Source organism: Bradyrhizobium sp. INPA03-11B (genome assembly GCF_040446015.1).
GTDB classification, from domain to species: Bacteria; Pseudomonadota; Alphaproteobacteria; order Rhizobiales; family Xanthobacteraceae; genus Bradyrhizobium; species Bradyrhizobium macuxiense_A.
In genome coordinates this window covers 1-19,481 of record NZ_JASGSR010000049.1, presented here as the reverse complement: position 1 = coordinate 19,481, position 19,481 = coordinate 1, and the positions used below count along the sequence as shown (strand labels likewise).

Below are 19,481 nucleotides of genomic sequence, written 5' to 3'. Positions count from 1 at the left end.
GTCAGCCCTTCGAGAACGTCTTGCGCGGATCGAAGGCGTCGCGCGCGGCTTCGCCGATGAAGATCAAGAGCGACAGCATGATCGCGACCGAGAAGAAGCCGGTGAGGCCGAGCCACGGCGCCTGCACATTGGCCTTGCCCTGCGACAGCAATTCACCGAGCGAGGGCGAGCCGGGCGGCAGGCCGAAGCCGAGGAAATCCAGCGCCGTCAGCGTCATCACCGAGGAGGAGACGATGAAGGGCAGGAACGTCATGGTCGCGACCATCGCGTTCGGCAGCAAATGGCGAAACATGATCTTGCCGTTGGAGACGCCGAGCGCGCGCGCCGCCTGGATATATTCGAAATTGCGGCCACGCAGGAATTCGGCGCGTACCAGGCCGACCAGCGAGACCCAGGAGAACAACAGCAGGATGCCAAGCAGGATGAAGAAGCCCGGCGGCAGCACCGCCGAGATGATCAAGAGCAGATAGAGCGAGGGGATCGCGGTCCAGATCTCGATCAGCCGCTGGAAGATCAGATCGGTCCAGCCGCCGAAATAGCCCTGCACGCCGCCGGCGGCGATGCCGATGATGGAGGACAGGATGGTCAGCGTCAGGCCGAACAGCACCGAAATGCGGAAACCGTAGATCAGCCGCGCGACGACGTCGCGGCCCTGATCGTCGGTGCCGAGCCAATTGTATTCGAGGTCGCGGCAGCCAGTCAGCCCCTTCCGCTTCACCACATCCGCGCACTGCTTCTCGGTCAGCAGCCAGGTCGGCTTCGACGGCACCGCCGTCGGCGGATCGAGGTTCCGGCTGTCATAGGAATAACGGATCGGCGGCCAGATCATGCTGCCGCCCTTGGCGGCGATCTGCTTCTGCAGATAAGGATCGCGATAATCGGCCGCGGTCTCGAAGTCGCCGCCGAAGGTGGTCTCGGCATAGGTGAAGATCACCGGCCAGTAGAGACGGCCGTCATATTTGACGAGCAGCGGCTTGTCGTTGGCAATGAAATTGGCGAACAGCGACGCCACGAACAGGAAGAGGAAGATCCAGAACGACCAGTAACCGCGGCGATTCGCCTTGAAGTTCTGCCAGCGCCGTTTGTTCAGCGGCGACGGCGAGAAGCCGTGGCGCGTGGCGGGCACGGCCTCGCCGAGCGGCGATTGCGTCGAGGTCTCGACCGGCTGGGGTGCGAGCAGTGTCATCAGACCTCCCGCGCCTCGAAGTCGATCCGCGGATCGATCCACATATAGGCGAGATCGGACAGCAGGTTGACCACCAGTCCGACCAGCGAGAAGATGAACAGCGTTCCGAACACCACCGGATAGTCGCGGTTCAGCACGCTTTCGAAGCCGAGCAGGCCGAGCCCGTCGAGCGAGAAGATGGTTTCGATCAGCAGCGAGCCCGAGAAGAACGCGTGGATGAACGCGCCCGGGAAGCCGGCGATCACGATCAGCATGGCGTTGCGGAAGACGTGGCCGTAGAGCACCTGACGCTCGCTGCAGCCCTTGGCCCGCGCGGTCATCACATATTGCTTGCGGATCTCGTCGAGGAACGAGTTCTTGGTCAGCAGCGTCATGGTGGCGAAGGCACCGAGCGCCATCGACACCAGCGGCAACGTCAAATGCCAGAAATAGTCGATGATCTTCCAGTACCAGGGGAATTGCGACCAGCCGTCCGAGGTCAGGCCGCGCAGCGGGAAGATATTGAGGAACGAGCCGCCGGCGAACAGCACGATCAAGAGGATCGCGAACAGGAAGCCCGGGATGGCAAAGCCTACGATGATCACCGCCGAGGTCCAGGTGTCGAACCGCGAACCGTCCTTCACCGCCTTGCGGATGCCGAGCGGGATCGAGATCAGATAGGTCAGGAGCGTCATCCAGATGCCGAGCGACATCGAGACCGGCAGCTTTTCCTTGATCAGCTGGATCACGCTGACGCTGCGGAAATAGCTGTTGCCGAAGTCGAACCGCGCGAAATTCCAGACCATCAGCGCGAAGCGCTCGGGCGCCGGCTTGTCGAAGCCGAACTGCACCTCGAGCTTCTTGATGAAGTCAGGATCGAGGCCTTGCGCGCCGCGGTATTTCGAGTTGATGGCAGCGCCGGCGCCCGCACCCTGACCACGCTGCGCACCGAAATCGCCGCCGCCACCCGACACGCGCGAGGTGCCGCCGGTATCGGCGCCGTTGATCTGCGCGATGACGCGCTCGACCGGACCGCCCGGAGCAAACTGCACGACCACGAAGGACACGAACAGGATGCCGAGCAGCGTCGGCAGCATCAGCAGGATACGTCGGGCGATATAGGCGCTCATCGGCTACTTCGCCTGCTCGAGCTTGGCGGCCTTGGCGGCATCGTACCACCAATTCTCCGGCGCGCCGACGCCCTGGGTATATTTCGCCAGCTTCTCGGTATGACCGAACTGATCCCAATAGGCGATCGGATGCGTGTTGCGGTACCACTGCGGCACCCAGTAACGGCCGGCGCGGAACACGCGGTCGAAGGCGCGGCAGGCGACCGTCAACTCGTGGCGGCTGTTCGCGCCGATGATCTTCTCGATCAACGCATCGATCGCCGGGTTGGAAATGCCTGCGAGATTGTAGGAGCCCTTGGTCTTCGCCGCCTGCGAGGAGAAGAACGGCCGCATGCTGTCGCCGGGCGTCGCCGAGAAGCTGAAGCGCTGCATGGTCATGTCGAAATCGAAATCCTCCACCCGGGCGCGGTACTGCACCGCGTCGACCAGGCGGAACGTCGCCTCGATGCCGAGCGTTCCGAGATTCTTGATGTAAGGCCCATGATGTGGCTGCAGCGAGGGCTCGTCGTTGAGAAATTCGATGGTGATGGGCTCGCCGTTGGGCAGCACGCGCTTGCCTTCCTTGACGACACAGCCAGCTTCGTTGAGCAGTTGCACCGCCTTGCGCAGCAAAGCGCGGTCCTGGCCGGAGCCATCGGACATCGGCGGCACGAACGGCAGGCCGAACACCTCATCGGGTACCTGGCCGCGGAACGGCTCGAGCAACGCAAGCTCCTCCGGCGAGGGCGGTCCCTCCGCGACCATATCCGAGTTCTGGAACGGCGAGACGGTGCGCGCATACGCATCGTACATGATGGTCTTGTTGGTCCACTCGAAGTCGAAGGCGCAGATCAGCGCCTCGCGCACGCGCGGATCCTTGAACTTGTCGCGGCGCAGGTTGATGAACCAGCCCTGCGCGCCGGACGGCGTGTCGTCGGGCAGCGTCTCGCGCTTGACGCGGCCGTCCTTCACCGCGGGGAAATCGTAGCGTGTCGCCCAGACGCGCGCGGTGAACTCCTCGCGGAACAGATAGCTCTTCGAGGTGAAGCCCTCGAACGCCACATCGCGGTCGCGATAGAATTCGTAGCGGACGGTATCGAAATTGTAGCTGCCGCGGTTGACCGGAAGGTCCGCGCCCCACCAATCCTTGACGCGGTCGTATTCGACGTAGCGGTTGACCTCGAAGCGACCGACCTTGTACGGCCCCGAGCCGAGCGGCGCATCGAGCGTCGAGTCCTCGAACGGTCGCGTCGCGTAATAGGCCTTGGAGAAGATCGGCAGGCTCGCGACAAACAGCGGCACGTCGCGCGCGCGACCCGCCGCGAAGGTCACCACCACGGTCGCGTCATCGGGCGCCTCGGCCTTGACGAAGTCGCGCAGCTGCACCTGGATCAGCGGGTGACCTTTTTCCTTCAGCGTGGTGAGCGAGAAGGCGACGTCCTGCGCGGTCAGCCCCACACCGTCATGGAAGCGCGCCTCGGGACGCATGGTGAAGCGGTAGACCAGCTTGTCCGGCGAGATCTGCACCGACTTCGCGGCAAAGCCGTACATCGCGTCGGGCTCGTCATTGGCGCGCGACATCAGCGTCGCGAACGTCATGTCCATGCCCTGCGCGCCTTCGCCCTTCAGGACATAGGCGTTCAGTGAGTTGAAGGTGTAGTAGGACTGGTTGTAGGCCCGCACCCACGGGATCACCGAGAAGGCGCCGCCCTTCGGCGCTTTCGGATTGACGTAGTCGAAGATCTGGAAATCCGCGGGATATTTCAGGTCGCCGAACACCGACATGCCGTGCATCTCGGCTCCGTTGTCGGCCGCTGCCGGTGCGACACGCAAGCCTGCAGCACTCAACGCACCGATGCCGAGACCGAGTGCGTGCCGACGGGAGAATAGCGCCATGCGCGAATCCTTCGATCTTATGAACGCTTGAGCTTGGCCGCCTTGTCGGCGTCGAACCACCAAAGGTTTGGGAATCCTGCAACCGCGTATTTCGGCAGCGGATCGGGATGGCTGAAGCGATCCCAATAGACATAGCGCTGCTTGTCGTAATTGAAGTGTGGAACGCAATAGAAGTTCCAGAGCAAGACCCGGTCCAGCGCCTTGGCGGCGGCGACCTGATCGGCGCGGCTGTTGGCAAAGATGATCTTTTCGATGATGGCATCGACGGCCGGATTCTTGATGCCCGGAAGATTGTTCGAGCCCGTCCGATCGGCAGCCTGCGAGCCGAAATTGTCGCGCTGCTCGTTGCCGGGCGAGATCGACTGCCCCCAAACCTGGGTGACCATCTCGAAATCGAAATCGCGCACACGGTTCTGGTACTGCACGGTGTCGACGGCGCGCAGATTGACGGTGATGCCAAGGCGCTCCAGGCTCGGCTTGTAGAACAGCGTGATCCGCTCCATGCCGGAATCGCCGCTGTTGCCGAGGATCTCGACCGTAAACGGCTGGCCGGATGCGTCGACCAGCTTGCGGTCGCGGATCTCGAAGCCGGCTTCCTTCAACAGCCGCGTCGCCTCGCGCAGATTGGCGCGCACGTTTTCCGGCGTGCCGCCGACCGGATCCTTGTATGGCGTCGTGAAGACTTCCGGCGGCACCTTGTCCCGCACCGTCTCCAGGATCTCGAGCTCCTTGCCTTCCGGCAGACCAGTCGCCATCAGATCGGGGATGCCGTCGAAATAGCTGGAATCGCGATGGTACTCGCCGGTCGAGAGCACGCGATTCATCTCTTCGAAATCGAACGCGTAATTGAAGGCGCGGCGCAGCCGGGCGTCGGCGAATTTCGGGCGCCGCAGATTGAACACCCAGCCCTGCATCCGGCCCTGATTGCGCACGGTGAACAGCTCCTTGAGCAGCCGCTTGTCGCGCACCGGCGGAACGTCGTAGGCCGACGCCCACTCCTTGGCGCTGCGCTCGTTGTACCAGTCGAACTGGTCGGCCTTCAGCGCCTCGCGGGCGACGGTGTCGTCGCGGAAATACTCGTAGCGCAGCTCGTCGAAATTGTTGTGGCCGATCGCGATCGGAATGTCCTTGCCCCAGTAATCCTTGACGCGTTCGAGCACCACCGAGCGTCCGGCGACGAACTCCTTGATCCGGTAGGGTCCGGAGCCAAGCGGCGGCTCCAGCGTGCTCGCAGTGATATCGCGCTTCTTGCCCTGCGCGTCGGTGCCTTCCCACCAATGCTTGGGCAGGATTGTAAGCTGGCCGGTGATCATCGGCAGCTCCCGGTTGCCCGGGCTATCGAAGGTGAACTTGACGTCGCGATCGCCGACCTTCTCGGCCTTCTCGATGTGGCGATAGTAAGCGCTGAACATCGGGCTGTTCGCCTTCCACGCCTCGAAGGAGAAGATCACATCCTCGGGCGTGACGGGCTTGCCGTCGTGCCAGCGCGAATTCGGACGCAAGCGATAAATCACATAGGAGAAGTCGTCGGGGAAGGCTGCGGCCTCGGCAAGTTCGCCGTAATACGTATCGGGCTCGTCGAGCGAGGCTTCCATCAGCGAGTCATAGATACGGCTGACAGCCACCGAGACTGCGCCCTTCAGCCCGGCAACGACCAGATTGAAGCTGTCATAGGTGCCGGGTTGGAACAGCCGCACCACTCCGCCCTTCGGCGCGTCCGGCTTGACGTAGTCGTAGCGCTTGAAGTCGGCGGGATATTTGATTTCGCCGTAGGTGGAGACGCCGTGGCGCCATTTGAGCCCGTTCGGGGCGCCGTCGGCGAGAGCCGGCGTGATCGCCGGCAGGCCGGAGTTGATACCGAGCGCCGGCGCGAGTGCCGCCAGTGCGCTGCCTTGAAGGAGGTGTCGTCGGGTGATCGCCAAATTCGCTCTTCCTGCTTGCGGCCCCGGTTACATGGGACCCAATATAAGGCAACGGTTCGACAAATTACGTTGCTTTTTCCTCATGATATTGACCCGGGAACAATATCGGTGCGGCGAAACGTCCCGATAACAACCCCGCGACAGCGGATTGCCCATGCGAAAACGGCCAGGCATTGCCTGGCCGTTTCATCCACATGCTTGCGCGAAGCAATTCGTTACTTCGAGGCGGTCGGGAGCGGAGCCGGATGCTCCGAGTTCGAATTCAGATACGCAATGATGTCGGCGCGCTCGCTGTCCTTCGGCACGCCGGCGAAACCCATCGCGGTGCCGGGGACGAAGCCCTTCGGGTTGGTCAGGAACTTGTTGAGGTCGTCAAACGACCAATCGCCGCCCTTGCCCTTCATCGCAGCCGAGAAATTGAAGCCGCGGCCCTCGCCCTTCTTCTCGCCGACGATCCCGTAGAGATTTGGACCGACGCGGTTGGGGCCGCCCTTCTCGAAGGTGTGGCAGGCCTGGCACTTCTTGGCGGCCGCCGCGCCCTTCTCGACCGAGGCGGTCTGCAGCAGCTTCTCGATCGGCTCGGAGGCGGCCGCAGCAGCCTCGCCGCCACCGCCATGGGACTCTTCCTTCACCGCGATCTCAAAACCCGGCTTCTCCGGCATCTTGGCAGAAAACACCGATCCGGCGGTAAAGCTCATCACCAGAACGACGATGCAGGTGCCGAGAACCGCACCGAGGATTTTGTTGAGTTCGAAGGAGTCCATTTTGGGTCAGGCTCCGGGCCTTGAATGTCGACTTCAGGCCGGGAATACGGCCGCGGGGAAAGACCCGGGAATCGACCTTTCGTGCCTCCCCCCAGGCAGGGTTGAGATATCGGTTTGCCCGCGCTCTGGCAACCCGTATAAACGCGCCGAATTGAACCTCCTCCCCGGCAATTTCCGTAGCCCGGACGGGCCCCGACACGAATGACGCAATCCCGTACCTTGGTGCTGATTCCGGCCCGCATGGCCGCTACGCGCCTCCCCGGCAAGCCGCTGCTCGACATCGGCGGACTGCCCATGATCGTCCATGTGCTGCGGCGGGCGGAGGCGGCCGGGATCGGCCGGGTCGCGGTCGCGACCGACACGGCCGAGATCGCAGCCGCAGTGAAGGCTGCCGGCGGCGAGGTGGTGATGACCCGCCCCGACCATCCCTCCGGCTCGGACCGGATCCATGAAGCGATGACGACCCTCGACCCGCGCGGCGCAGCCGAGATCGTGGTCAATCTGCAGGGCGATTTCCCGACCATCACGCCCGAGACCATCCAGAGCGTGATGCCGGCGCTCGACGATCCCGCGGTCGACATCTCGACCCTGGCCTCGCAGATTCATACCGAGGATGAGGATCGGGCCCCCAGCGTGGTCAAGGCGGTCGGCTCGCCAATCGGAGCCAGCCGGTTGCGCGCGCTCTATTTCACCCGCGCCACCGCGCCCTATGGCGACGGACCGCGCTACCATCATATTGGCCTCTACGCCTACCGCCGAGCAGCGCTGGAGCGGTTCGTGAAGCTGCCGCCCTCGCCGCTGGAGCAGCAGGAGAAGCTCGAGCAGCTGCGCGCGCTGGAGGCCGGAATGCGGATCGATATCACCATCGTCGACACCGTCCCCCGCGGCGTCGACACCCCGGCCGACCTCGAAACCGCCCGGCGGATACTTTCCAAAGCCTAACCGGCATCTCTTTGTTGAGCATGATCTTTTCGGAAAACCGGTTTCCACTTTTCCGGATCATGCTCTAAAAGGCCACCCATGACCAAGAAGCTGAAAATCGCGTTCCAGGGCGAGCCTGGCGCCAATTCCCACATCGCGATCGCCGAGGCCTATCCCGACGCCGAGCCGATGCCCTGCCCGACCTTCGAGGACGCGCTGGCCGTGATCTCGTCGGGCGAGGCCGATCTCGGCATGATCCCGATCGAGAACTCGGTCGCCGGCCGCGTCGCCGACATCCATCACTTGCTGCCCGCCTCGGGCCTGTTCATCGTCGGCGAATGGTTCCTGCCGATCCGCCACCAGCTGATGGCGATCAAGGGCGTCAAGCTCGCCGACATCAAGAGCGTGGAGAGCCACGTCCAGGCGCTCGGCCAGTGCCGGCGCACGATCCGCCAGCTCGGCATCAAGCCGATCGTCGCCGGCGACACCGCCGGCAGCGCCCGCGACGTTTCCGAACGCGGCGACAAGACCGTGGCGGCGATCGCCTCCCGCCTCGCCGCCGAGATCTATGGCCTCGACATTCTCGCCGAGGACATCGAGGACGAGGCCCACAACACCACCCGTTTCGTCGTGTTGGCGCGCGAGGAAAAATGGGCCGCGCAGGGCTCGGGCGCGCTGGTCACCAGCTTTGTGTTCCGGGTGCGCAATCTGCCGGCCGCGCTCTACAAGGCGCTCGGCGGCTTCGCCACCAACGGCGTCAACATGACCAAGCTCGAAAGCTACATGGTCGACGGCAACTTCTTCGCCACGCAATTCTATGCCGATGTCGACGGCCATCCCAACGACCGCGGGCTCGCCTTTGCGCTGGAGGAATTGAAATTCTTCTCGCGCGAATTCCGCATCCTCGGCGTCTATCCCGGCAACCCGTTCCGCGCGACGTTCAGCGAGACGCAGGACTAGGCCGAGCGAACGCAATCTCTCCAAGCGTCGTCCCGGCGCAGGCCGGGACCCATAACCACCGGCTTGGGTTACAGGAGGGATAGCGGCTCCAGCAAAGCACAACAATTTTGATCCGTGGTAATGGGTCCCGGCCCCCCGTGCGCAATTGCGCACTAGGCCGGGACGACGATCATGATGCGGCTTCCGTTTTCTCCAGCCCGAACGCCTCGGCGAGCAGACTGTAGGACTTCTTCCGCGCTGCGTGGTCGTAGACCGCGGTGATCACCATCAGTTCGTCGGCCTGTGTCGCTGAGATCAGCGGCTGCAGCTTCGTCAGCACGGTCGCGGGGCTGCCGACGAACAGCCGTGCGCGGCTGCGTGCGATCGAGGCGCGCTCGGCGTCGGTGTAGGGATAGGCCTCCGCCTCCTCGACACTTGGCAACGGCAGATACTGGCCGCGGTCGCGGCGCAGCCGGTTGAGATCCATCGACATCGCAAGCCGCTCGGCTTCCGCATCGGTCTCCGCCGTGACGACGGCGACCGCGAGGATCGATTGCGGCGTCGCGCGCCAGCCCGACGGCTTGAAATGCGCCCGATAATTCGTCATCGCCGCGATCGCGTCGTGGGTGGCAAAATGGTGCGCGAACGCAAAGCCCATCCCGACCTGCGCCGCGAGCTCGGCGGAATAGTCGCTCGAGCCGAGCAGCCAGATCGGCGGCAGCGGCGAATCATCCGGCATCGCCACCACATTGTTGTAGGGATGGCCGGCCGGGAAATCGCGCGTCTCCCAAAGCGTCAGCTCGTGCAGCCGCTCGAGGAAGTCATCGCCCTCACGGCGATCGAGCCGGCTGCGCAACGCGTAAGCGGTGGCGCCATCGGTGCCGGGCGCACGGCCGAGACCGAGATCGATGCGGCCGGGAAACAGCGCCTCCAGCATCTTGAAGCGCTCGGCGACCACGAGCGGCGCATGGTTGGGCAGCATCACGCCGCCCGAGCCGACCCGGATGTGCTGCGTCACCGCCGCGATCTGCCCGATCATCAGGTCGGGCGCCGGGCTCGCGACCGAGGCAAGGTTGTGGTGCTCGGCGAGCCAGTAGCGGACATAGCCGAGACCATCGACATGGCGCGCCAGGTCGATGCTGTTGCGGAGTGCCGCGGCGGGCTTGGTGCCTGTAGTGACGACGGACAGGTCGAGGACGGAGAGCGGGATCATGGCCGACAACCTAGTGTGACGTCAGGAGGCGACAAAGAGCCCGGCTGCGCAGAGCAGTCCCGCACCCGAGGGCTGGTGGAGAGAGCAACAGGACTTGGGACGAAACAAGATGATTCGTTGACATATTATTCTACCCACAATTCATTTCGGCAGCCTCACTCGCTGCACATTCAGATTTATTCTATATAATACAATTAATTAACTCATCTTCGCGACAAGTCGATCGTCGCCCATCACGCATGCCCCGCAGTCGATTTTCCTCATTTCTACGTCAACTATGGGCAATTTCCCATATCCGATGGGCTGTTTTGGCCCACCGGTTTCGCCTATCTTAGGGCCTTCATATCCAGGCCGGACGTCGACCCTCCAGTTGCGGAGCCCTTGCGTATCATGACCGAGACCATTTCCTCCGTGCCGAACGGACAGCGCGCACCGAAAGCGCCGAAAATCTCCTTCGAGTTCTTCCCGCCGAAGACCGAGGAGATGGAGCGCAATCTCTGGGAGACCATCAACCGCCTGGCGCCGCTGACGCCGAACTTCGTCTCGGTGACCTACGGTGCCGGCGGCTCGACCCGCGAGCGCACCCACTCGACCATCACCCGCATTCTCCGCGAGACCGATCTGCTGCCGGCCGCGCACCTGACCTGCGTCAGCGCCTCGCGCGGCGAGATCGACGAGATCGTCGACCGCTATCACGAGGTCGGCGTCCGCCACATCGTGGCGCTGCGCGGCGATCCGCCCGGCGGCATCGGCACGCCCTACTTCACCCATCCCGACGGCTACCAAAGCTCGGCCGAGCTCGTCGCCGGCATCAAGAAGCGCCACGCCGATATCGAGATCTCGGTGTCCGCCTATCCGGAGAAGCATCCGGAAGCCGCCGACTTCGACACCGACATCGACACGCTGAAGGCCAAGGTCGACGCCGGCGCGACACGCGCGATCACCCAGGTGTTCTTCGATAACGACCTCTATCATCGCTATGTCGACAGGGTGCGGGCGCGCGGCATCGAGATCCCGATCGTTCCGGGCATCATGCCGATGCACAATTTCAAGCAGGCGCGCAACTTCGTCACCCGCGCCGGCACCAGCGTGCCGGACTGGCTCGCCGAGAAGTTCGAGGGCCTCGACAACGACGCCGAGACCCGCAAGCTGGTGGCGGCAACCGTCGCCGCCGGCCAGGTGCAGAAGCTGTTCAAGCACGGCGTCGACACCTTCCACTTCTACACCATGAACCGCGCGGACCTCGTGTTCGCGATCAGCCATCTGCTCGGCATCCGGCCGAACGGTGCCCAGAAAGCTGCCTGACATGTCCGTTCCCGTTTCTCCCAAGCGTAACGCTTTGCTCGCGGCTGCCCGTGAGCGCATCCTGGTGCTCGACGGCGCCATGGGCACGATGATCCAGGGCCTGCAGTTCGACGAAGCCGCCTTCCGCGGCGCGCGCTTTGCGGACTTCCATCGCGACATCAAGGGCAACAACGATCTCCTGATCCTGACCCAGCCCGAGGCGATCACCGACATCCACGCCGCGTATCTGCGCGCCGGCGCCGACATCGTCGCGACCAACACCTTCTCCTCGACCTCGATCGCGCAGGCCGACTACGACATGTCGGACCTTGCCTATGAGATGAACCTGCAAGGCGCTCGCCTGGCGCGCGCCGCCGCCGAGCGCGTATCGGCCGAGGACGGCAAGGAGCGCTTCGTCGCCGGCGCGCTCGGCCCGACCAACCGTACCGCCTCGATCTCGCCGGACGTCTCCAATCCCGGCTATCGCGCGGTGACCTTCGACGATCTGCGCAAGGCCTATGGCGAACAGGCCAAGGGCCTGCTCGATGGCGGCGCCGATCTGCTGCTGGTCGAGACCATCTTCGACACGCTGAACGCCAAGGCTGCGCTGTACGCGATCGCCGAGATCATCGAGGAACGCGGCATCGACGTGCCCGTGATGATCTCCGGCACCATCACCGACAAGTCCGGCCGCCTGCTCTCCGGGCAGCTGCCGGAGGCGTTCTGGCATTCGGTGCGGCACGCCAAGCCGATCACGATCGGTTTCAACTGCGCGCTCGGCGCCGAGGATCTGCGCGCGCACATCGCCGATATCGGCCGCGTCGCCGACACGCTTGTGTGCGCATATCCGAATGCCGGCCTGCCCAACGAGTTCGGCCAGTATGACGAGACGCCGGACTACATGGCGCGGCTGATCGGCGAGTTCGCCGCCGCCGGCCTCGTCAACATCGTCGGCGGCTGCTGCGGCACCACGCCCGACCATATCGCGGCGATCGCCAGGGCCGTCGCCCCGCACAAGCCGCGCGTGGTGCCCGAGATCGAACCGCGGCTCAGGCTGTCCGGCCTAGAACCGTTCACGCTGACCAACGCGATCCCGTTCGTGAACGTCGGCGAGCGCACCAACGTCACCGGTTCGGCGCGCTTCCGCAAGCTGATCACCGCGGGCGACTACACCGCCGCGCTGCAAGTCGCGCGCGACCAGGTCGAGAACGGCGCCCAGGTCATCGACGTCAACATGGACGAAGGCCTGCTCGATTCCGAGAATGCGATGGTGACGTTCCTCAACCTCGTCGCCGCCGAGCCCGACATCGCGCGCGTGCCCGTGATGGTCGATTCCTCGAAATTCCACGTCATCGAGGCCGGCCTGAAGTGCATCCAGGGCAAGCCGATCGTGAACTCGATCTCGATGAAGGAAGGCGAGGACAAGTTCCTGCACGAGGCGACGGTGGCCAAGCGCCACGGCGCCGCCGTGGTGGTGATGGCGTTCGACGAGACCGGCCAGGCCGACACGTTCGCGCGCAAGACCGAGATCTGCAAGCGCGCCTATGACATCCTGGTCAATCGGCTCGACTTCCCGCCCGAGGACATCATCTTCGATCCGAATATCTTCGCGATCGCGACCGGCCTCGAGGAACACAACAATTACGGCGTCGACTTCATCGAGGCGACACGCTGGATCCGGCAGAACCTGCCCGGCGCCCACATCTCCGGCGGCGTCTCCAATTTGTCGTTCTCGTTCCGCGGCAACGAGCCGGTGCGCGAGGCGATGCACTCGGTGTTCCTGTATCACGCGATCCATGCCGGCATGGACATGGGCATCGTCAATGCCGGTCAGATGATCGTCTATGACGACATCGATCCCGAACTGCGTCAGACCTGCGAAGACGTCATCCTCAACCGCGATCCCGGCGCGTCCGAGCGGCTGCTGGCGCTCGCCGAGAAATTTCGCGGCAAGGAGAAGCAGACCAAGGAGGCCGATCTCGCCTGGCGCGAATGGCCGGTCGAGAAGCGACTCAGCCACGCGCTGGTGCATGGGATCACCGAGTTCATCGAGCAGGACACTGAAGCCGCGCGCGTCAATGCGTCCCGCCCGCTCGATGTGATCGAGGGCCCGCTGATGGCCGGCATGAACGTGGTCGGCGACCTCTTTGGCGACGGCAAGATGTTCCTGCCGCAGGTCGTGAAGTCGGCGCGCGTGATGAAGCAGGCGGTGGCCTATCTGATGCCGTTCATGGAGGAGGAGAAGGCGCGCAACCTCGCCAACGGCATCACCGGCGGCCGCAACGCCGCGGGCAAGATCGTGCTCGCGACGGTCAAGGGCGACGTCCACGACATCGGCAAGAACATCGTCGGCATCGTGCTCCAGTGCAACAATTTCGAGGTCATCGACCTCGGCGTCATGGTGCCCGCCAACAAGATCATCGAGACTGCGAAGGCCGAGGGCGCCGACATCATCGGCCTGTCCGGCCTGATCACGCCCTCGCTCGACGAGATGAGCTTCCTCGCCGGCGAACTGGAACGGCAGGGCATGAACGTGCCGCTCTTGATCGGCGGCGCCACCACGAGCCGCGTGCACACCGCCGTGAAGATCGACCCGAACTATCCGGGCGGCCCGGTCGTGCATGTCAACGACGCGAGCCGCGCCGTCGGCGTCGCCTCCTCGCTGCTGTCGGCCGAGAAGAAGCAGGCCTATGCCGCCGAGGTGCGTGCCGAATACGCGAAAATCTCGACCGCGCATTTCCGCGCCCAGGCCGACAAGAAGCGGCTGAAGCTCAACGATGCCCGCGCCAACAAGGTCGCGATCGACTTTGCAGCAGTGCCGCCGAAGCAACCGGCCTTCTTCGGGTTGAAGAGCTTCGACGCCTACGATCTGGCGGAGCTTGCCGACTACATCGACTGGACGCCGTTCTTCCAGACCTGGGAGCTGACGGGGCGCTTCCCGGCGATCCTCGACGATCCCAAGGTCGGCGAGGTCGCGCGCTCGCTCTATGCCGACGCGCGCAAGATGCTGGACACGATCATCAGGGAGAAGTGGTTCACGGCCCGCGCCACCGTCGGCTTCTGGCCGGCGAATGCCGTCGGCGACGACGTCGAGGTCTATGCCGACGAGACGCGGAAGCAAAGGATCGCGACCTTCCACACGCTGCGCCAGCAGCTCGAGAAGCGCGAGGGCCGCTTCAACGCCGCGCTGTCCGACTTCGTCGCGCCCAAGGAGACCGGCGTGCCCGACTATATCGGCGGCTTCGTCGTCACGGCGGGGATCGGCGAGGATGCGGTCGCCGACCGCTTCAAGAACGCCAATGACGACTACTCCTCGATCCTGTGCAAGGCGCTGGCCGATCGTCTCGCCGAGGCGTTTGCCGAGCGCATGCACCAGCGCGTGCGCAAGGAGTTCTGGGCCTATGCACCTGACGAGGCGTGGTCGGCGGACGAATTGATCCTCGAGAAGTACGACGGCATCCGCCCGGCGCCCGGCTATCCGGCCCAACCCGACCACACCGAGAAGCGGACGCTGTTCGCGCTGCTCGACGCAGAGAACACCGCCGGCGTGAAGCTGACCGAGAGCTTTGCGATGTGGCCGGGCTCGTCGGTCTCGGGCCTGTATTTCTCGCATCCCGAAAGCTTCTATTTCGGAGTCGGCAAGATCGAGCGCGACCAGGTCGAGGACTATGCCGCGCGCAAGGCCATGACGGTCGCCGAGGTCGAGCGCTGGCTGGCGCCGGTGTTGAACTACATCCCGTCGCAGGACGGCGCCAAGGGCCAGGCGATCGCGCCCGCCGCGACGCCCGCCAACGACGAGGAACTGGCCTCGCATCCGCAGGGCTGCACCTGCGCGGTGCACCTCGCCTGGCGGAAGAAGAAGGTGGGAGCGGGCTAGGCCCTTCACCCTCCCCTGGAGGGGGAGGGTCGGAGCGCATGGAGCGCAGCGGAATGCACTCCGGGGTGGGGTGATCCCTCCACGCGGGCACCGCCCGACACGACAGACCTTCACCCCACCTCGGTTCGCATTTCATGCGAACCGATCCTCCCCCTCCAGGGGAGGATAAGACCGCCTCTCTGATACGTTTAATCTCCATGGCGCGCGCCGTAGCCCGGATGCAGCGAAGCGCAATCCGGGATAGACTGCGACCGCACGCTGGCCGCTTCCGGATTTCGCTTGCGCTTCATCCGGGCTGCGGGCCTCGTCGTTTGACGCAGAGAGAAATCCCCCATGCAGTTCTTCTCCTTCTGGCGATCGCTGGCGAGCTTTCGGGTGCGGACCGCGCTCAACCTGAAGGGCGTGCCGGCCGATGTCGTGTTCGTCGACCTCGATGCCGACGCGCATCGCGCTGACGCCTACCGCAAGATCAATCCGCAGATGGCGCTGCCGGCGCTGGTGACCGACGACGGCACCGTGCTGTTCCAGTCGCTCGCGATCATCGACTATCTCGACGAGACCTATCCCGACCCGCCGCTGCTGCCATCCGACGCGCTCGGCCGCGCCCGGGTGCGCGGGCTCGCGCTGATGGTCGCCTGCGAGGGTCATCCGCTGCTGACGCCGCGGGTGCGCCGCTATCTCGACCGCGAGCTCGATTTGCGCGACAGCCAGCAGAACGCCTGGCGGCGGCACTGGACGGTCGAGACGCTGGCGGCGCTCGAGGGCCACCTCGCCGGCCACAAGGCAATCGGCCGGCTCTGCCACGGCGATGCGCCGACCATCGCCGACATCTGCCTGGTCGGCCACGTCACCGCGGCGATCAATCAGCAGATCAGCCTGTCGCCCTGGCCAACCGTGAAGCGAATCCACGAGACCGCGATGGCACTGCCGGCATTCGCCAAGGCCCATCCCTCGGCGCAGCCGGACACGCCGGAGGCGGTGCGGGCGAAGTAGGCGCGCGACGCCGGCTGTTGCGCGCAGTCTCCTCCACGGGTCGTCCCGGCGAAAGCCGGGACCCATAACCACAGGGTTGGGTTGTGAACGGGATCGCGGCCCCAGCGTCGCGCAACAACGAATATTGGGGGTATTGGGTCCTGGTTTCGCCAGGACGACGCGGTGGATGGTTCTCGATTCAAGATATCAAGCAACCGATGTCATCACCCGCGAAAGCGGGTGATCCAGTATTCCAGAGACAGTCGTAATTGAACCGAGAAGCCGCGGCGTACTGGATCGCCCGGTCGAGCCGGGCGATGACAGATGAGGATGAGGGCACAGCTTCGCGTTCTCGCGATACGAATGCTCCGAGCTTTGCTTATCCGCCGGTATCGCTCTCCACATTCCGGGCAATGCGATCGCTGACCGTCCGCGCGATCGCGGCCGGCGCCTCGTCGGGGATCGCAAAGCACGAGCTGGCGTTGATCTCACACAGCACGTAGGTATCGGCACCATCAGCATCGCGCGGGCCGTAGAGGAAGTCCGCATCCCAGATCACCGGCAGTGACGCTTCGTCGATCGCCAGCGTCTCCATCAGCTGCGGAATCCATTCGTCCTCCATCAAACGTCGCAGCGCCTGGAATTGCGGCGCATCGGGGCCGTGCATGATGCGCGGGCCGGGCTGGGCTTGCGGTGAATCCGGGCCTTCTGGAGGCGGCGGGATCAAGGCCTTGATCAACTGGTGCCCAAACCCCGCGACCTTCGGGCCGCTGACATAGCAACGGATCATGCCCTCGGGCAGCCGCGGCTCGAATGGCTGATCGATGATGCAGCCGCCCCAGGCGAAGTATGGCTCGCAGCGCGCCATGAAGGCCTCCAGCGGCAGCTCCTCGGGCTGGCTGCCGCGCAGCGCGTGCAGCACGCGCACCGTCGTGTCCGGCAAGGCTTCCACCTTCCAGACGCCTTGCCCGCCATTTCCGCGGTTCTGCTTGAGGACACGCGGACCGGCCACGCGAAGCCGCGGCGGGAATTCGGCGCGGAAAGCATCGGCCGTGGCGTATCGATGCGTATCGGCGCCCCAGCCGAGGTGACGCGTGCGATGGAGCACCTCCTTGACGCCCATCTTCAAGATGACGTCAGGATGGGCGCTGACCCACGGACGCTTCGCCGCGACCTCGCGCAGCAGCGCGTCGAGCGCCGCCCGCGTCTTGCCCTGGTGGATCGGATCGACCCAGACCAGGACGCCGTCCATGGTCAGCAGCTGGTCGCGGACGAGATCGGCGAATGTCTCGTCATAGACGACGGGCACGGCCTCGATGCCGGCGGCATCGAGCGCTTCGAAGACGCGAACGAAGCGGCTGTTCTGCGGCGTCGCCGCGCGGCGCGCTGCGGCATCTCCACGCCACAGGATCGCGATCCTGGAACGGCGATTTTCGGAACGAAGAAATGTGTGTGGTTCGGTGTCCATATCAAAGCTCCACGACGGTTGATGTCGCGCAGAGCTTGGACCGAAGTCTCACGGGGAGTCTGCTTGTCCCCGTGGGCGTAACTCTAGACGACTTCGCGCAGGTTTCAAGATCGACGTAGGATCACGCCATGATCCCGTGCAGCCCCAGCCAGCCGGTGTAGAGGCCGACCAGCACGATCAGCGCGGCCGACACGTAAGGCGCGCGCTGTGCGAATCGGCTGAAGCCGCCCCAGTGACGCTCGACATGGCGAAGGCTGAGCGCGGCCGCGACTCCGGCGGAGACCATGGTAATGGCGAGCCCGATGCCGAAGCAGAGCACCAGCACGAAGCCGAGGCTGAACTGCTTGAGCTGAAGGCAAAGCAGCAGCACGGTGATCGCCGCCGGGCACGGGATGAGCCCGCCGGTCAGGCCGAACAGGATGATCTGCCACGTCGTGACGGTGCGTCCGGCAAAGCGCTTGCGGATGTCGGCCGCGTGCGCGCGGGCATGCGCATCGTCCGCCTCGCCGAGGTTCATATGCGCATGGTCGTGCTCTTCGAACAGAACTTCCGCGAAGTCTGCCCGCACCGACACGCGTGCCTTGAATTCATGCGGCTCCGGAATTTCATCGATGCTTTCCAGATAGCCGTTCTGCTCGGCGAAGCGAAAATGTTGCTCGCTGCCGTCGGGGCGGATCGTCACGACAACAACCTCGCCGGCCGCCGGCAGCGCCCCGGCCTCACTCCGCAACCGCCAGCGCGGCGGCACGCCGTCCTCGAAGACTTCGAGCGACAGCGGCTGCCCGGCCAGGGTCAATTGGCGCGTTTCGTCGTGATGGTGATGACCATGGTCATGGTCATGATCGTGGTCATGGCGATGATCGTGCTCCGAAGTCTGCTCGCGCCAGGTGCGCCAGGCCATCCAGGCCGCGATCGCGATGATGATCACCGCCGAGGCCAGTTGCAGATAGGCTTCGCTGCGTTCGCCGGACCATTGCTGGCCGAAATGCAGACCCGCCAGCGCGACGAGCCAGACGATCGCGGTGTGCGAGATCGTCGCCGACAGGCCGAGCAGCACCGCCTGCGCCACCGTGCCGCGGATCGCGACGATGAAGGCCGCCATCATCGTCTTGGAGTGGCCGGGCTCGAGACCGTGCAGTGCGCCGAGCAGGATCGCACTGGGGATGAACAGCCATGCATGCGCGCTGCTCTGCTGCAGCAACTGAGACAGATCGGTCATAGGCTTCGTTTCAGGAGAGGCGTTACTTCAAATAGGTACGAACGACGTCGATCAGATCCGCGGCGCCCTGGGCCTTCTCGGGATCCATTTCCCGGGAGGGATCCACGACGTGGTGGCGGATGTGATCCTCGAGCAATTCGGCGGTGAGGCCGTTGATGGCGCCGCGAACCGAGGCCACCAGCATCAACACGTCGGCACAGCCGATCTCGGATTCCAGGGCCCGCTCGACGGCCTCCAACTGACCCTTGATGCGGCGAACCCTGCCGACGAGCTTGGACTTGTGCTTGATGGTGTGCGACATGCGAATAATATAGGGGGGTACCCTATATTGGTCAATATCGCTGTCGGCCCGTTTCGGCGGAATCCGCGACGTCACGGGCTGAAACTCAGCGCTGTGATTGTTCCTGTCATAATTGCTGAATTCTTGGTGATCCGCCGGTCCGGCTGTGCGGTTGACAGCAACGCGTATTGGTCTTCTATTGACGGCACGGGGATGTGCGATCTCCCCGCGAGGCGACATGCCCAAGAATCGCGTCCTGTCACCAAGGGCGCACCATGTCGTCATACACATCGATCTCATCCGAAAAACTGTCTCGTCTCATCGGCACGGCCAAGGCGCCGACGCTCGTCGACGTTCGCATCGATGAAGACTTCACCGCCGATCCGCGCCTGATCCCGGGCGCGATCAGGCGTTCGCATCTCGACGTCCAGGACTGGGCTTCCAGCCTCAGC

The 19,481-nt window shown here is 64.4% G+C and carries 14 protein-coding genes and 1 pseudogene; 6 read left to right on the top strand and 9 right to left on the bottom strand.

The features are described from left to right. Window position 1 precedes the first annotated feature (1 nt). From QMZ05_RS21095 to QMZ05_RS21075, 5 genes are all read right to left on the bottom strand, one after another. Entirely contained in the window at window positions 2–1,186 is a 1,185-nt protein-coding gene (locus QMZ05_RS21095) for an ABC transporter permease (protein WP_146989021.1), read from the bottom strand. After that, window positions 1,186–2,295, bottom strand: coding sequence for a microcin C ABC transporter permease YejB (yejB, locus tag QMZ05_RS21090; protein WP_353702483.1), 1,110 nt, complete (start codon window positions 2,293–2,295; stop codon window positions 1,186–1,188). Before yejB ends, QMZ05_RS21095 begins: the two co-directional genes overlap by 1 nt. A 3-nt stretch (window positions 2,296–2,298) precedes the next feature. Continuing rightward, window positions 2,299–4,170, bottom strand: a complete 1,872-nt coding sequence (locus QMZ05_RS21085) for an extracellular solute-binding protein (RefSeq protein ID WP_353702482.1) — start codon at window positions 4,168–4,170, stop codon at window positions 2,299–2,301. A gap of 17 nt (window positions 4,171–4,187) precedes the next feature. After that, the gene (locus QMZ05_RS21080) at window positions 4,188–6,092 is read right to left on the bottom strand and encodes an extracellular solute-binding protein (RefSeq protein ID WP_353702481.1); all 1,905 of its coding nucleotides are present in this window, start codon (window positions 6,090–6,092) and stop codon (window positions 4,188–4,190) included. Between the two features lie 215 nt (window positions 6,093–6,307). Beyond that, entirely contained in the window at window positions 6,308–6,856 is a 549-nt protein-coding gene (locus QMZ05_RS21075) for a cytochrome c family protein (RefSeq protein WP_050422188.1), read from the bottom strand. 201 nt (window positions 6,857–7,057) lie between these two features. Between QMZ05_RS21075 and QMZ05_RS21070 the strand changes: the two genes are divergently transcribed. Continuing rightward, window positions 7,058–7,798: a 3-deoxy-manno-octulosonate cytidylyltransferase gene (locus QMZ05_RS21070; RefSeq protein ID WP_353702480.1), complete on the top strand. Its 741-nt coding sequence runs from the start codon at window positions 7,058–7,060 to the stop codon at window positions 7,796–7,798. 78 nt (window positions 7,799–7,876) lie between these two features. Then, window positions 7,877–8,737 carry a prephenate dehydratase gene (locus QMZ05_RS21065; protein WP_353702479.1) on the top strand — a complete coding sequence of 287 codons (861 nt, stop codon included), beginning with the start codon at window positions 7,877–7,879 and terminating at the stop codon, window positions 8,735–8,737. 169 nt (window positions 8,738–8,906) lie between these two features. On the opposite strand, the gene QMZ05_RS21060 is transcribed toward QMZ05_RS21065, so the two are convergent. Then, window positions 8,907–9,929 carry an LLM class flavin-dependent oxidoreductase gene (locus QMZ05_RS21060; protein WP_353702478.1) on the bottom strand — a complete coding sequence of 341 codons (1,023 nt, stop codon included), beginning with the start codon at window positions 9,927–9,929 and terminating at the stop codon, window positions 8,907–8,909. A 390-nt stretch (window positions 9,930–10,319) separates the two neighbouring features. Here QMZ05_RS21060 and metF point away from each other — a divergent pair, with 390 nt between their 5' ends. The 3 genes from metF (at window position 10,320) to maiA (ending at window position 16,083) form a co-directional block, all read left to right on the top strand. Continuing rightward, window positions 10,320–11,234: a methylenetetrahydrofolate reductase [NAD(P)H] gene (gene metF / locus QMZ05_RS21055; protein WP_353702477.1), complete on the top strand. Its 915-nt coding sequence runs from the start codon at window positions 10,320–10,322 to the stop codon at window positions 11,232–11,234. Between the two features lies 1 nt (window position 11,235). Beyond that, the gene (metH, locus tag QMZ05_RS21050; protein WP_353702476.1) at window positions 11,236–15,090 is read left to right on the top strand and encodes a methionine synthase; all 3,855 of its coding nucleotides are present in this window, start codon (window positions 11,236–11,238) and stop codon (window positions 15,088–15,090) included. A 333-nt stretch (window positions 15,091–15,423) separates the two neighbouring features. Then, window positions 15,424–16,083, top strand: a complete 660-nt coding sequence (gene maiA, locus QMZ05_RS21045; protein WP_353702475.1) for a maleylacetoacetate isomerase — start codon at window positions 15,424–15,426, stop codon at window positions 16,081–16,083. A gap of 358 nt (window positions 16,084–16,441) precedes the next feature. On the opposite strand, the gene QMZ05_RS21040 is transcribed toward maiA, so the two are convergent. The 3 genes from QMZ05_RS21040 to QMZ05_RS21030 form a co-directional block, all read right to left on the bottom strand. Then, window positions 16,442–17,530, bottom strand: coding sequence for a Cj0069 family protein (locus QMZ05_RS21040; protein WP_353702474.1), 1,089 nt, complete (start codon window positions 17,528–17,530; stop codon window positions 16,442–16,444). Window positions 17,531–17,651: 121 nt separating this feature from the next. Further along, entirely contained in the window at window positions 17,652–18,749 is a 1,098-nt protein-coding gene (locus tag QMZ05_RS21035) for a nickel/cobalt efflux transporter (protein WP_353702473.1), read from the bottom strand. 22 nt (window positions 18,750–18,771) lie between these two features. Beyond that, window positions 18,772–19,050 (bottom strand): metal/formaldehyde-sensitive transcriptional repressor, encoded by a 279-nt coding sequence (locus QMZ05_RS21030; RefSeq protein WP_353702513.1) that lies wholly within the window; start codon window positions 19,048–19,050, stop codon window positions 18,772–18,774. Window positions 19,051–19,304: 254 nt separating this feature from the next. On the opposite strand from QMZ05_RS21030, the pseudogene QMZ05_RS21025 reads away from it, so the two are divergent. Continuing rightward, window positions 19,305–19,481, top strand: a pseudogene (locus QMZ05_RS21025) (sulfurtransferase); the annotation flags it as partial.